We start from the raw sequence: 13358 nt of genomic DNA, 5'->3' as shown, positions 1-13358 counted from the left end.
TGAATCGGGGCCATGTCGGCCACAGTCGGAACGAACAGGTATCATAGCACCGTGAATGCCCCCCAATTTCCCCGTCGTCTGGTTGCCGTCGCGGCAGCCTTGCTGATCGCCGCACCCGTCGCCATCCCGGCGCCGCAGCCGCTGGCGCCCGCGCACGTGCCGAACCTGCCGAGCCTGGGCGATACGTCGCGCGAGGCCCTGTCTCCCGTTACCGAGCGCAAGCTGGGCGAGGAGATCATGCGCGACATCCGCTTCGATCGCGACTACCTCGACGATCCGCCCATCATCGAATACCTGAATGCACTGGGCAACAACCTCGTCGCGGCGCGTCCTGGCGCGCGCGGCGAAGCGAACTACGACTATTTCTTCTTCTGCGTGCGCGACCCGATGCTCAATGCGTTCGCGCTGCCGGGCGGCTTCATCGGCGTCCATTCCGGCCTGCTGCTGGCGGCGCAGACGGAATCCGAGCTGGCTTCCGTGCTGTCGCACGAGATCGGCCACGTGGCGCAGCGTCATATCGCGCGCCAGCTGGGTGAGCAGAAGACGGATGCGCTGATCCCGCTGGCCGCGATGGTGCTGGCCGCGCTGGCCGCCAAGTCCAATCCCGATGCGGCCATGGGCGTCATGATGGGCGGGCAGGGCCTGGCGATCCAGCGCCAGCTGAACTTCGGCCGCGATGCCGAACGGGAGGCCGACCGCATCGGCTTCCAGATCATGGGCGCAGCCGGCTACGAGACCAATGGCATGGTGGCGTTCTTCCAGCGCCTGCAGGTGGCCACGCGCAACTACAGCGATATCGTGCCCGCGTATTTGCAAAGCCACCCGCTGACGACCGAACGGATTGCCGATATCCAGGCGCGCATCCGCGAGCAGCCGTACCGCCAGAGAGTCGATGCGCTTGACTTCTTCCTCGTGCGCGCCCGTGCCCGGGTGCTGCAGGACACGTCCAGCAAGGGCCTGGCGGAGACCGAGGAATTCCTGCGCAACCAGCTGCAGCAGCCCAGCCGGCACCAGATCGCATCCGCGCAGTACGGCATGGCGATCCTGGCGCTGAAACGACACGACTACGCCGGCGCGCAAAGCTGGCTGGACAAGGCTGCCGCCACGGTCGACCGGCCGCCCGCGCCCGGCGCGTTCAGCTCGCCGTTGCCGAAAGGCGTGGCCGACAGCGTGCTGGCGTACACGTCGCTGGAGATCAAGGTCGACCAGGTGAACAAGCCGGAGGTGATCGCCCAGGCCATTCGCGAAGGGGAAGTGGCGCATGCCAAGTTCCCGCTGTCGCGCGGCATCGTCTGGCAGTATGCCGACGCGCTGATCAAGGGCGGCAAGGCGGAGCAGGCCGAGCGCTTCCTGCGCGACCAGTTGCAGATGTACCGCAGCGAACCGGAGCTGCAGGACCTTTTGGCACAGGCGTATTCGAAGCTGGGCAAGCTCGCGCTGCAGCACATCGCGCTGGCCGAATCCTACGCGTTGCTGGGCGGTACGCAGGCGGCGCTGGACCAGCTGGTGCTAGCGCGCAAGGCGCCCGATGCGTCGTTCTACGAGCATGCCGTCATCGATGCCCGCGAGCGCGAATGGCAGGCCAAGCGGCGCGAGGCGATGGGCGAGAAGGGCAAGGATAAGGGGACGGGGTTTGCCGTCAGCGGCAGCGTCAAGGCGGGGCCGGCGCAGGAGATGCAGGAGCCGGTCGATCCTTCGTGCCGGGGCATGCTGGCCAATTCGCCGCGTTGCGCGGATGGGCGGGTGGGCATGCCGCAAGCGACGCCTTGGGGGCAGCAGCGGCGTTAGGGTACCCCGCACACTTTCTGCGCGCCGCAGACGTTGTAGCAACCAAAGGCGAAGAGCCGGGGTCAGACCCGGCGGGTCTGACCCCAGGTTCAGGTCTTGGGGTGAGGGATGCGCAAGCGGCTCGCTGAGCACTTCACCGGCATCAGTCAAGCCGAGGGAAGCTTCACGAACCCCAGCCGCGCCGGCACGTCGTCCCGTGCGATCCGTTGCACCTCGATGGCCGCGCCGCCGATCCGCACCGTCAGCTTGCCTTGCGGCTGTTCGATCCATCCCAGCAGCGCATCGTCGGCCAGCGGCTGGCCGTCCCGCTCGAACCACTCCAGTGCCTGCGCGAAGTCGCGGTCGTCCAGTTGCGCGACGACGTCGCCCGCCTGCAGGATCAGCTCACCCGCTTCAGTCAGGTACGCCGCTTCGGGCGCCGGCAGCGCCGCGCCCGTGTGCAGTACCAGCCCCTGCGCGGGATCGGTGCGGGCGACGAAGGGTGTCGCTTCCAAATTGAGGAATACGCGCTGCGGGCCGTTCTGGAAGAACCAGCAACCCCGCTCGTCACGCTGATAGTTGCGATTGATAAAGCCCACCAGCGCCGCGTTGGTCAGCTTGTCGCCGGGGAGGTCCTGCTGCTGTGCGCGCTCGTCGCGCATGCGCCAGTTGCCGCGCGCGTCCAGCGCCAGCCAGCCGTAGCAGTGGGGTACGTTCGGCCATTTGGCCATTGCCTGTTTTACGATATCGTCCATGGCTCAAGCATCGCACAGCGCGGCCGTTTGCGGCGCGCCGATACTGCGGCCGCCCTCGAGGAAGTGGATCATGCGGCGCGGCAGCCAGGCCAGGCTGCCGGGCATGCGGCCCGTGGCGAATCCCACGTGCCCGCCTTCGGCCGGGTAGTCCAGTACCACGTGCGACGACGCCTTCGTCGGCAGGTACCGCCCCGGCAGGAACGGGTCGTTGCGTGCATTGAGCACCAGGGTGGGCACCGTGATGTCCTCCAGCACGTGCTTGGCGCTGGCACGGTTCCAGTAGTCCTCCACGTTGCGGTAGCCGTGCAGGGGTGCCGTGACGATGTTGTCGAACGTGTACAGGTCGGGCGCGGCGCGCATCGCATCGATGTCGAACAGGCCGGGGAACTGCGTGTGCTTGGCGGCGCACTTCGGTTTCAACGTCTGCAGGAACATGCGCTGGTAGACCTGGTTGAAGCCGCGTCCCAGCGCCTCGCCGCCGCGCGCCAGGTCGAGCGGGGCGGACACCGCGACGGCCGCATCGACAAACTCCGCCGCATGCTGCCACTCGCCCAGCCAGCGCAGCAGTACGTTGCCGCCCAGCGAGACGCCGCATGCGTAGAACTTGCCGGTGGCGCGCTCGTGCAGGCGGCGCAGGATCCAGTCGGCCTCCTGGGCGTCGCCGGAGTGATAGAAGCGGGGCGCCAGGTTCGGTTCCCCGGAGCAGCCGCGAAAGTGCGGGATGGCGCCCGACCAGCCGCGCGCGACCAGTTCCGCGCCCAGCGCGCGGCAGTAGTGGCTGTCCGACGAGCCTTCCAGCCCATGGAACAGCACGACAAAGGGTGCCCCCGGGGCGCCGTCGATGAAATCGACGTCGATGAAGTCGCCATCGGGCGTGGGCCAGCGCTCGCGCCGGAACGCCACGGCCGGCTTGGGGATGCACTTGGCGGGGTAGATCGTCTGGAAGTGGCCGTTGGGCAGCCACAGCGGCGCGGTGTATTTCATAGCGGAAAACATTTCCAAAAACCGGGGACAGTCCCCGATTTTTGGAAACATCAATGCAGGATCTGCGATGGGGGCTCGGCCGGGACGGCGCCGGGCGCGATGGAGACGTGGTGCAGCACGATGCGCCAGCCTTTCGGCGTCTTCATGTAGACATTGGTGGCAACCAGGTGATGCGGCTCGCCCTGCGCGGCGGTGACACCTTCGACAACGGTGTGCACCGCGCTCATCAGGTTGTGCGTCTCGTGCAGTTGCGACGGACGGATGTGGCCGGCCGCGCCGTGCTCCAGCAGCATCGTCCACGATTCGCGGATGGCGCGATGGCCGACCAGGCGCGGGCCGCCCGGGTGGATGCAGACGACTTCCTCGTCGTCCGCCCACAGCGCCATCAGCGCTTCCACGTCCGCGCGGTTGAGGGCGTCATAGAACGCCGCTTCCACTTCGGCGGGGCTGCCGTTCAGCTGTTTCTTCTTCATCGCGCGGGCGGGGCCAGGATCAGTGGTGGTGAACGGCCGAGCCTGGCTTGATGCGGTAGGCGGTGCCGCAGTACGGGCACTTTGCCTCGCCGTTGGCGGCGAAATCCAGGAACACGCGCGGATGGCCGGACCACAGCGGCATGGCCGGGTTCGGGCAAAATGCCGGCAGATCCTTACCTTCGAGTTCGACGGGCGTGGTGGCGTTGCTCATGTTCTGATGCTCCGGAGTTCAAAAAGCACGATTTTAACGGATTCGGACAGCGCCCAGCATTCGCCGCTAAAATGACGGCCTTTATCGTTCCCCGGCACTGCCCCGCGTCAGGGTTATGTCGGGATCCCTTTGATGCCACCGCCGCCAGCCATCGTTTTCAAAGTGTGGCAGGAAAGCCACACCGAATGCAATGATGAGTGACGCAAGCGACGTAACGACCCACGACCCCGCCGCCTGGCGCGACGGCGTCCGGACCGGCATTCCCACGCTGTTCGGCATCGGCGCGTGGGGCCTCGTCGTGGGCGTTGCCATGATCAAGTCCGGCCTGACCTTGCCGCAGGCGCTGGGCATGACGTTGATGGTGTTTGCCGGCTCGGCCCAGCTGGCGTCGCTGCCGCTGATCGCCGCCGGCGCGCCGATCTGGGTGATCTTTACCACCGCCCTGGTCGTCAACCTGCGTTTCGTCATCTTTTCCGCGCTGCTGGCGCCGCATTTCGGCATGCTGCCGTGGTACCAGCGCCTGCACCTGGGCTTTGTCTCGGGCGACATCTCCGTTGCCTTGTTCCTGCAGCGCTACCCCGACCCCGCGCCGGCGCCCGGCAAGCTGTCCTACCTGAAGGGCCTGCTGTATCCGAACTGGGCGTCGTGGCAGGTCGGTTCCATCGCCGGCATTTTCCTGGGCAATGCCGTGCCCGCCGAATGGGGGCTGGGCTTTGCCGGCACCCTGGCCATCCTCTGCGTGATGGTGCCGATGGTCGTCAGCCGGCCCGCGCTGTGCGGCGTGCTGGTGGCCGGCGGGATTTCCGTGCTGGCGGCCGGCCTGCCTTATAAACTGGGGCTGCTCGCTGCCGTGGTGATCGGCATGGTCACGGCGATGGCCGTCGACGAACTGGGCGACAAGTTCGCACCGGCGCGCAAGGAGGAGCGGCGATGAGCGACATGGAAATCTGGATCGTCATCGTGGCGCTGGCCGTGTCCACGGCGATCACCCGCAGCGGCTTCTGGCTGGTAGGGCACAAGGTGACGATTCCCCGCCGCGTGCAGGAAATGCTGCGCTACGCACCGTCCTGCGCGCTGGCCGCCATCATCGGTCCGGACCTGCTGCTGGACCCGTCCACGCAGGCGCTGACGTTGCTCAACGGGAAAGTATTGGCCGGCATCGCGGCCGTCGGCTGGTACCTGTGGCGCCGCAACATGCTGGAGACGATCGTGTTCGGGATGTTGTTTTTCACCGCTGTCCGGCTGTTGCATTTGTTCTAATGGATAAGTCGGCAAGACCGGGCTTGCGGTAAAATAGCAGTCTTTCTATCACTTGTCCTTTGGGAAACCATGCAAGCTGTCCTGAACTTCACTCGCCTCGACGATCTGATCGCGCAAAACGCGCTGCAAGGCAAGCGGGTCTTCATCCGCGCCGACCTCAACGTGCCGCAGGATGATGCCGGCAACATTACCGAAGACACCCGCGTGCGCGCCTCCGTGCCGGCCATCCAGGCGGCCGTCAAAGCCGGCGCGAAGGTGATGGTGACGTCCCACCTGGGCCGTCCGACCGAAGGCGAGTTCAAGCCCGAGGACAGCCTGGCACCCGTCGCCGCCCGCCTGGCCGAGCTGCTGGGCCAGCCGGTCGAGCTGAAACAGGACTGGGTCGACGGTGCCGGCCTGGAGAGCCTGCAGGATGGCCAGGTCGTGCTGCTGGAGAACGTCCGCGTCAACAAGGGCGAGAAGAAAAACAGCGACGAGCTGGCGCAGAAGATGGCCAAGCTGTGCGACGTCTACGTGAATGACGCGTTCGGCACCGCCCACCGCGCCGAAGCGTCCACCCACGGTATCGCGAAATTCGCGCCGGTCGCCGCCGCCGGCCCGCTGCTGGCCGCCGAGCTCGACGCGCTGGGCAAGGCGCTGGGCGCGCCGGCCCGTCCGCTGCTGGCCATCGTGGCAGGTTCGAAAGTGTCCTCGAAGCTGTCGATCCTGAAATCGCTGGCCGACAAGGTCGACAACCTGGTGGTCGGCGGCGGCATCGCCAACACCTTCATGCTGGCCGCTGGCCTGAAAATCGGCAAGTCGCTGGCCGAGCCGGACCTGGTGGAAGAAGCCCGTGCCATCATCGACATGATGTCCAAGCGCGGCGCGCAAGTGCCGATTCCGACGGATGTCGTGTGCGCCAAGGAGTTCTCGCCGACGGCAGCGGCCACGGTGAAAGCCGTCGCGGACGTCGCGGACGACGACATGATCCTGGACATCGGCCCGGAAACGGCCAAGCACCTGGCCGAGCAGATCGCCAAGGCCGGCACGATCGTCTGGAACGGCCCGGTCGGCGTGTTCGAGTTCGACCAGTTCGGCGAGGGCACGAAAACCCTGGCGATGGCGATTGCCGAGTCGAATGGCTTCTCCATCGCGGGCGGCGGCGACACGCTGGCCGCGATTGCAAAATACGCCATTACCGATAAAATTGGTTATATCTCGACCGGCGGCGGCGCCTTCCTGGAATTCCTCGAAGGCAAGACCCTGCCGGCGGTGGAAGTGCTGGTGTCCCGCGCCGGCGGTCAGTAAGACCCGGCCAGGATGGAGCGCAGCGCCCGGTCGCCCGACCCGCTGCGCTTTTCTCTTCTTTTCACTCACCGCTCAAGGAACCCTCAATGTCCCGTGGCACTAAAATCGTCGCAACCATCGGCCCAGCTTCCACCGACCTGCAAGTGTTGACGCGGATGATCCGCGCCGGCGTGGACGTGGTGCGGTTGAACTTCTCGCACGGCAAGGCGCAGGATCACATCGATCGGGCCAACCTGGTGCGGCAGGCGGCGGCGGAGTGCGGGCGGGAAGTGGCCATCATGGCCGACATGCAGGGTCCGAAGATCCGCGTCGGCAAGTTTGAAGAGGGCAAGATCAACCTGGCCAACGGCGACAAGTTCATCCTGGACGCCAAATGGGGCGAAAACGGCGAACTGGGCAACCAGGAACGCGTCGGCCTCGACTATAAAAACCTGCCGAACGACCTGCGCGCGAAAGACGTGCTGCTGCTCAACGACGGCCTGATCGTGCTGGTCGTCGACAAGATCGCCGGCAGCGAGATCTACACGACGGTGAAAATCGGCGGCGAACTGTCCAACAACAAGGGCATCAACCGCCAGGGCGGCGGCCTGACAGCCCCGGCGCTGACGGCGAAGGACATGGAAGACATCAAGACGGCGATGAGCTTCCAGGCCGACTACCTGGCCATTTCGTTCCCGAAAAACGCCACCGACATGGAAATGGCGCGCCAGCTGGCGAACATCGCCGGCGAACCCTACGGCCACAAGCCGCAGATGATCGCCAAGATCGAGCGCGCGGAAGCCATTCCGGCGCTGCAGGAAATCCTGAATGCCTCCGACGGCATCATGGTCGCCCGTGGCGACCTGGCCGTCGAAGTGGGCAACGCCGCCGTGCCCGCGCTGCAAAAGCGCATGATCCGCATGGCGCGCGAGTCGAACAAGATTGCCATCACCGCGACGCAGATGATGGAATCGATGATTTTCAATGCCGTGCCCACGCGCGCGGAAGTGTCCGACGTGGCCAACGCCGTGCTGGACGGCACCGATGCCGTGATGGCGTCGGCCGAAACCGCTTCCGGCCGCTACCCGGTGGAGACCGTCGAAATGATGGCCGCCGTCTGCGTGGAAGCCGAGCAGTCCGAATACAACAAGCTGGATGCCGATTTCCTGAACGTGCGCTTCACGCGCATCGACCAGTCGATCGCCTACGGTGCCCTGTTTACCGCCCACCACCTGCGCGTCAAGGCGATCGTCGCCCTGACCGAATCCGGTTCGACGCCACTGTGGATGAGCCGTCACAATATCGACACCCCGATCTTCGCGCTGACGCCGAGCGTCACCACGCAGCGCAAGGCTTCGCTGTACCGCAACGTGCGCGCGCATTATCTGCTGCAGCAGGGCACGAGCCGCGAAGTGCTGAAGCAGGCCGAGGATCTGCTGGTCGAGCATGGCATTGCGAAGAAGGGCGACATGATCGTCGTCACGTGGGGCGAGCCGATGGGACAGGTCGGCGGCACCAACGCCCTGAAGATCGTCAAGGTAGGCGAGTTCAGCTAGGTCGCACCCAGCTACAGGCGGGCGTCCGGTCACGAGCTGCGCAGCCCGCCGCACAGGTTTTTATTTGATTGGAGTATTACCATGTCCCTCGTATCCATGCGTCAGCTGCTGGACCATGCCGCCGAACACGGCTATGGCCTGCCAGCGTTCAACGTCAACAACCTGGAACAGGTGCAGGCCATCATGGCTGCCGCCGACGCCGTCAACAGCCCGGTCATCATGCAGGCGTCCGCCGGCGCCCGCAAATATGCCGGCGAGGCGTTCCTGCGTCACCTGATCGATGCAGCGGTCGAAGCCTACCCGCACATCCCCGTCGTCATGCACCAGGACCACGGCCAGTCGCCGGCCGTCTGCATGGCCGCGATCCGCTCGGGCTTCACGTCCGTCATGATGGACGGCTCGCTGGAAGCGGACGGCAAGTCCGTTGCGTCGTACGACTACAACGTGGAAGTGTCGCGTGAAGTCGTCAAGTTCTCGCACGCCATCGGTGTCACCGTGGAAGCGGAACTGGGCGTGCTCGGTTCGCTGGAAACGATGAAGGGCGACAAGGAAGACGGCCACGGCGCCGACGGCACGATGACCCGCGAACAGCTGCTCACCGACGTGGCGCAGGCCGCCGACTTCGTCGAGCGCACCCAGTGCGACGCGCTGGCGATTGCCATCGGCACCTCGCACGGCGCGTACAAGTTCACCCGCAAGCCGACCGGCGACATCCTGGCCATCGACCGCATCAAGGAAATCCACGCGCGCATCCCGAACACGCACCTGGTCATGCACGGTTCGTCCTCCGTTCCACAAGAACTGCTGGCGATCATCCGTGAATTCGGCGGCGACATGAAGGAAACCTACGGCGTGCCGGTGGAAGAGATCCAGGAAGGCATCCGTCACGGCGTGCGCAAGATCAACATCGACACCGATATCCGCCTGGCGATGACGGCCGCGATCCGCAAGTTCATGTTCCAGAACCCGTCGAAGTTCGATCCGCGCGACTACCTGAAGCCGGCCCGCCTGGCGGCCGAGGAAGTCGTCAAGGCCCGTTTCCTGGCGTTCGGCTGCGAAGGCCGCGCTTCCCAGATCAAGCCGGTGCCGCTGGAAAAAATGGCAGAACGTTACAAGGCCGGTGAACTGGCCCAGATTGTGAAGTAAAATCCTGCCTTGGAACGGGCCGCGTGCAATAGCATGCAACAAGCGGCCCGGACTCACTCGACCGGCGAGCGGGTTTTTCCCCCTCGCCGGTTTTCGCTTATTTTGCGTAAGACATTTCCCCTCCATGAAAAGCCTTTACCAGTCCTCCATCCAATCCCTGCCACTGCTCGGCCATGGCAAAGTCCGCGACAACTACGCCGTCGGCGACGACAAGATCCTGATCGTCACGACCGACCGCCTGTCGGCCTTCGACGTCGTCATGAACGAACCGATCCCCGGCAAGGGCATGGTGCTGAACCAGATGAGCGACTTCTGGTTCGAGAAGCTCGGCCATATCGTGCCGAACCACCTGACCGGCGTGGCGCCGGAATCCGTGGTGGCACCCGATGAAGTGGACCAGGTGAAGGGCCGTGCCGTTGTCGCCAAGCGCCTCAAGCCGATCCTCGTGGAGGCGGTCGTGCGCGGCTACATCATCGGTTCGGGCTGGAAGGACTACCAGGCCACCGGCAGCGTGTGCGGCATCGAACTGCCGAAAGGCCTGCGCCAGGCCGACAAGCTGCCCGAGCCGCTGTTCACGCCGGCCGCGAAAGCCGACCTGGGCGAGCACGACGAGAACATCAGCTTTGCCGACATGGAGAGCCGCATCGGTGCGGAACTGGCCGCCAGGATGCGCGACGTCAGCATCAAGCTGTACAAGGCGGCTGCCGACTACGCGGCCACGCGCGGCATTATCATCGCCGACACCAAGTTCGAATTCGGCCTGGATGAAAACGGCGTCATGCACCTGATGGACGAAGTGCTGACGGCCGACTCGTCGCGCTTCTGGCCGGCCGATTCGTACGCGCCGGACATGTCGCCGCCGTCGTTCGACAAGCAGTTCGTGCGCGACTACCTGGAAACGCTGACGGAGTGGAAGAAGACGCCACCGGCGCCGGCGCTGCCGGCCGAGGTGATCGAAAAGACCCAGGCCAAGTACTTCGAAGCCATCGAACGCCTGACGGGCGAGAAGCTGAAGGTCTGAGATGGCCGATTCGAAGCAGCCGCTGGTCGGCGTCATCATGGGTTCCAGTTCCGACTGGGACGTGATGCAGCACGCCGTCGCCATCCTCAAGCAGTTCGGCGTGCCGTTCGAGGCGCAGGTGATTTCGGCGCACCGCATGCCGGACGAGATGTTTACGTATGCGGAAACCGCGCGGTCGCGCGGCCTGCGCGCGATCATCGCCGGTGCCGGCGGTGCCGCGCACCTGCCCGGCATGGTGGCCGCGAAGACCATCGTGCCGGTGCTGGGCGTGCCCGTGCCGTCGAAGTACCTGCGCGGCGAGGATTCGCTGCTGTCCATCGTGCAGATGCCGAAAGGCGTGCCCGTATCGACGTTCGCCATCGGCGAAGCCGGCGCCGCCAACGCGGCGTTGACGGCGGTGGCCATCCTGGCCGCCACGGACGATGCGCTGGCCGAGCAGCTCGAGGCGTTCCGCGCCACCCAGACCGCGGCCGCCAAGGCCATGATTTTGCCGCTTGAATAATGAGTAACGAAAAGCTTGAAACGGCCCAGCGCGTCGACTTCGCCGCGCTGGCCGAACCGCAGTTCTTACCCGCCGTCCCCAGCGCCAATCCGCCCACGTGGCTGGGCGTAATGGGCGGCGGCCAGCTGGGCCGCATGTTCGCGCAGGCCGCCCAGCAGATGGGGTACCAGGTCGTCGTGCTGGAACCTGCCGCCGACTGCCCCGCGGGGCAGGTGGCGCAGCGCCTGATCAGCGCCGATTACACGGACGGCCCCGCGCTCGATGAACTGGTCGCGCAGTGCGCGGCCGTCACCACCGAATTCGAGAATGTCCCGGCCGACAGCCTGGCGCGCCTGGCGCAGCAGATCTTTGTCGCGCCCAACGCCGCCGGTGTGTCGGTGGCGCAGGACCGCATCGCCGAGAAGACGTTCTTTGTCGGCTGCGCGGAAAAATCCGGCGTGCTGCCGGCGCCGCACAAGGTCATCGCCACGCAGGCCGACATCGACGCCATCGGCGACGACCTGCTGCCGGGCATCCTGAAAACCGTGCGCATGGGCTACGACGGCAAGGGCCAGGTACGCGTGGCGTCGCGCGAGGACGTGCGTGCCGCATTCGACTCCATGGGCGGTGTCACGTGCCTGCTGGAGAAGATGCTGCCGCTGGCCTATGAAATCTCCGTGCTGACGGCGCGCGGCGTGGACGGCCAGTCGGTCGTCTACCCGATCGCGGAAAACGTCCACCGCGACGGCATCCTGTTCACGACCACTGTACCCGGCCCGAACGTGACGTCCGCCTGCGCGAAACAGGCACAGGCCGCCGCGACCGCGATTGTCGCGGAGCTGGGCTATGTCGGCGTGCTGTGCATCGAGTTCTTCGTGCTGACGGACGGCACGCTGGTCGTCAACGAAATGGCGCCGCGGCCGCACAATTCCGGCCACTACACGATGGATGCCTGCATCACGAGCCAGTTCGCCCAGCAGGTGCGGGCGATGGCCCGGCTGCCGCTGGGCGATTGTCGCCAGCATTCGCCGGCCGTCATGCTCAACATCCTGGGCGACGTCTGGTTCGACGGCGACACCTACCGCGAGCCGGCCTGGGACCGGGTCGTCGCGCTGCCGGGTGCCAACCTGCACCTGTACGGCAAGGACGACCCCCGGCCGGGCCGCAAGATGGGGCACGTGACGTTTGTCGGCCATACGCTGATCGATGCGCAGCGCCAGTTCGAGCAGGCTTGCGCCATCCTGGGTATCGCGCCGTGACGGAACAGGTCATCCTCGACGCCGCCGCCACCCTGGCGGCGGGCGGCCTGGTCGCGTTTCCCACCGAGACCGTGTACGGCCTGGGCGCGGATGCGGAGAACCCGGCCGCGGTAGCCAGCATCTACGCGGCCAAGGGCCGGCCGAACGACCATCCCGTGATCGTCCACGTGGCGCCCGGCGCCGACCTGGACTACTGGGTGTCCGATATCCCCGCCGAGGCGCGCCAGCTGGTGGCCGCGTTCTGGCCCGGCCCGCTGACGCTGATCCTGAAGCGCCACGCGCACATTCCGGATGCCGTCTCGGGCGGCCAGGACACGGTTGGCCTGCGCTGCCCGTCACACCCCGTCGCGATGGCGCTGCTGTCCGCGTTCAAGGGCGGCAAGGGCGGCGTGGCGGCACCGTCCGCCAACAAGTTCGGCAACGTCAGCCCGACCACGGCGCAGCACGTGCGCGACGAGTTCGGGCCGGATGCCGGCATCGCGGTGCTGGACGGCGGCTCCAGCCAGGTCGGCATCGAATCGACGATCCTGGACCTGTCGCGCCTGGCCACGCACGGCCCGGTATTGCTGCGGCCCGGTCATATCTCCGCCGCGCAGATCGCCGCCGTGATCGGCGCCATGCCGGTCGCGCCGGACGCCAGCGCGCCCCGCGCTTCCGGCACGCTGGAGTCGCACTATGCACCGAAGGCACCGGTGGCGCTGGTCGCCACGGCGCAGCTCGATGCGCTGCTCAACGCGCTGGCCGGCAAGGGCCGCCGCGTCGCGCTGATCCATTATTCGCCGCTGCTGACGCGCGCTTGCGCCACGCACGTGCTGCCCGAAGACCCGGCCGGCTATGCCCACGGCATCTACGCCGCCTTGCGCGCGATGGACCGCACGCAGGCGGAGCTGATCCTCGTCGAGGCGCCACCGCAGGACGACAACTGGCTGGGCGTCAACGACCGGCTGCGGCGTGCCGCGCATGGCTCCGCCGGCATTGTCGAGCGGTTCCTGCAAGCTTGATGTACCGGTGGCAGTTCAGTTAAGAGATTCTGACGGCTGCCACAACAATGTCGAGGCTTGGGGTCTGTCCCGTTTTTCGGGACTGACCCCAGTTTTTATCGTGCATGGTTGTGCGATTAAAACCAGGGTCAGTCCCCGCTGCGGGGCACAGACCCTGGCCCCTGCAATGTTGCAATCA

Annotated in this window: 14 protein-coding genes; 10 read left to right on the top strand and 4 right to left on the bottom strand. The window is 66.1% G+C overall.

Annotated features, from left to right (window positions below):
* The first annotated feature begins 12 nt into the window (after nt 1–12).
* Nucleotides 13–1788, top strand: coding sequence for a beta-barrel assembly-enhancing protease (locus PX653_RS18470; protein ID WP_371876350.1), 1776 nt, complete (start codon nt 13–15; stop codon nt 1786–1788).
* Between the two features lie 146 nt (nt 1789–1934).
* Here PX653_RS18470 and PX653_RS18465 read toward each other — a convergent pair whose 3' ends face one another.
* From PX653_RS18465 to PX653_RS18450, 4 genes are read right to left on the bottom strand one after another with little or no spacing between them, the layout of a single operon-like run.
* On the bottom strand, nt 1935–2522 hold the full coding sequence (locus tag PX653_RS18465) for a DUF2946 family protein (RefSeq protein WP_277414207.1): 588 nt from the start codon (nt 2520–2522) through the stop codon (nt 1935–1937).
* 3 nt (nt 2523–2525) lie between these two features.
* Nucleotides 2526–3506, bottom strand: a complete 981-nt coding sequence (locus PX653_RS18460) for a YheT family hydrolase (RefSeq protein WP_277414206.1) — start codon at nt 3504–3506, stop codon at nt 2526–2528.
* Between the two features lie 50 nt (nt 3507–3556).
* Entirely contained in the window at nt 3557–3979 is a 423-nt protein-coding gene (locus PX653_RS18455; RefSeq protein ID WP_277414205.1) for a YybH family protein, read from the bottom strand.
* Between the two features lie 19 nt (nt 3980–3998).
* Nucleotides 3999–4190, bottom strand: coding sequence for a zinc-finger domain-containing protein (locus PX653_RS18450; RefSeq protein ID WP_134385420.1), 192 nt, complete (start codon nt 4188–4190; stop codon nt 3999–4001).
* A 193-nt stretch (nt 4191–4383) separates the two neighbouring features.
* Between PX653_RS18450 and PX653_RS18445 the strand changes: the two genes are divergently transcribed.
* The 9 genes from PX653_RS18445 (at nt 4384) to PX653_RS18405 (ending at nt 13180) form a co-directional block, all read left to right on the top strand.
* Complete coding sequence (locus tag PX653_RS18445) at nt 4384–5124, top strand: AzlC family ABC transporter permease (protein WP_277414204.1); 741 nt, start codon at nt 4384–4386, stop codon at nt 5122–5124.
* Entirely contained in the window at nt 5121–5450 is a 330-nt protein-coding gene (locus tag PX653_RS18440; protein ID WP_277414203.1) for an AzlD domain-containing protein, read from the top strand. Before PX653_RS18445 ends, PX653_RS18440 begins: the two co-directional genes overlap by 4 nt.
* Nucleotides 5451–5519: 69 nt before the next feature.
* Entirely contained in the window at nt 5520–6737 is a 1218-nt protein-coding gene (locus PX653_RS18435; RefSeq protein WP_277414202.1) for a phosphoglycerate kinase, read from the top strand.
* 86 nt (nt 6738–6823) lie between these two features.
* Nucleotides 6824–8272, top strand: coding sequence for a pyruvate kinase (gene pyk, locus PX653_RS18430; protein ID WP_277414201.1), 1449 nt, complete (start codon nt 6824–6826; stop codon nt 8270–8272).
* A gap of 81 nt (nt 8273–8353) precedes the next feature.
* Nucleotides 8354–9418, top strand: coding sequence for a class II fructose-bisphosphate aldolase (gene fba, locus PX653_RS18425; RefSeq protein WP_107140404.1), 1065 nt, complete (start codon nt 8354–8356; stop codon nt 9416–9418).
* A gap of 124 nt (nt 9419–9542) precedes the next feature.
* The gene (locus PX653_RS18420) at nt 9543–10439 is read left to right on the top strand and encodes a phosphoribosylaminoimidazolesuccinocarboxamide synthase (protein ID WP_277414200.1); all 897 of its coding nucleotides are present in this window, start codon (nt 9543–9545) and stop codon (nt 10437–10439) included.
* A 1-nt stretch (nt 10440) separates the two neighbouring features.
* On the top strand, nt 10441–10941 hold the full coding sequence (purE, locus tag PX653_RS18415) for a 5-(carboxyamino)imidazole ribonucleotide mutase (protein WP_277414199.1): 501 nt from the start codon (nt 10441–10443) through the stop codon (nt 10939–10941).
* Nucleotides 10941–12179, top strand: coding sequence for a 5-(carboxyamino)imidazole ribonucleotide synthase (locus PX653_RS18410; protein WP_277414198.1), 1239 nt, complete (start codon nt 10941–10943; stop codon nt 12177–12179). Before purE ends, PX653_RS18410 begins: the two co-directional genes overlap by 1 nt.
* Nucleotides 12152–13180: an L-threonylcarbamoyladenylate synthase gene (locus tag PX653_RS18405; protein ID WP_371876349.1), complete on the top strand. Its 1029-nt coding sequence runs from the start codon at nt 12152–12154 to the stop codon at nt 13178–13180. The genes PX653_RS18410 and PX653_RS18405 overlap by 28 nt, the downstream gene beginning before the upstream one ends.
* The last annotated feature ends 178 nt before the right edge of the window (nt 13181–13358 follow it).

This window comes from Pseudoduganella chitinolytica (assembly GCF_029028125.1).
Lineage (GTDB): Bacteria > Pseudomonadota > Gammaproteobacteria > Burkholderiales > Burkholderiaceae_D > Rugamonas > Rugamonas chitinolytica.
This window is presented reverse-complemented; position numbering and strand designations above follow the sequence as displayed.

Bases quoted from the DNA above. Each gene is read 5' to 3' on its own strand.
- PX653_RS18440 (WP_277414203.1), top strand. From the start codon at position 5,121: ATGAGCGACATGGAAATCTGGATCGTCATCGTGGCGCTGGCCGTGTCC.
- PX653_RS18455 (WP_277414205.1), bottom strand. From the start codon at position 3,979: ATGAAGAAGAAACAGCTGAACGGCAGCCCCGCCGAAGTGGAAGCGGCG.
- PX653_RS18420 (WP_277414200.1), top strand. From the start codon at position 9,543: ATGAAAAGCCTTTACCAGTCCTCCATCCAATCCCTGCCACTGCTCGGC.
- PX653_RS18410 (WP_277414198.1), top strand. From the start codon at position 10,941: ATGAGTAACGAAAAGCTTGAAACGGCCCAGCGCGTCGACTTCGCCGCG.
- purE (WP_277414199.1), top strand. From the start codon at position 10,441: ATGGCCGATTCGAAGCAGCCGCTGGTCGGCGTCATCATGGGTTCCAGT.
- PX653_RS18465 (WP_277414207.1), bottom strand. From the start codon at position 2,522: ATGGACGATATCGTAAAACAGGCAATGGCCAAATGGCCGAACGTACCC.
- PX653_RS18445 (WP_277414204.1), top strand. From the start codon at position 4,384: ATGAGTGACGCAAGCGACGTAACGACCCACGACCCCGCCGCCTGGCGC.
- PX653_RS18470 (WP_371876350.1), top strand. From the start codon at position 13: ATGTCGGCCACAGTCGGAACGAACAGGTATCATAGCACCGTGAATGCC.
- PX653_RS18435 (WP_277414202.1), top strand. From the start codon at position 5,520: ATGCAAGCTGTCCTGAACTTCACTCGCCTCGACGATCTGATCGCGCAA.
- pyk (WP_277414201.1), top strand. From the start codon at position 6,824: ATGTCCCGTGGCACTAAAATCGTCGCAACCATCGGCCCAGCTTCCACC.
- fba (WP_107140404.1), top strand. From the start codon at position 8,354: ATGTCCCTCGTATCCATGCGTCAGCTGCTGGACCATGCCGCCGAACAC.
- PX653_RS18460 (WP_277414206.1), bottom strand. From the start codon at position 3,506: ATGAAATACACCGCGCCGCTGTGGCTGCCCAACGGCCACTTCCAGACG.
- PX653_RS18450 (WP_134385420.1), bottom strand. From the start codon at position 4,190: ATGAGCAACGCCACCACGCCCGTCGAACTCGAAGGTAAGGATCTGCCG.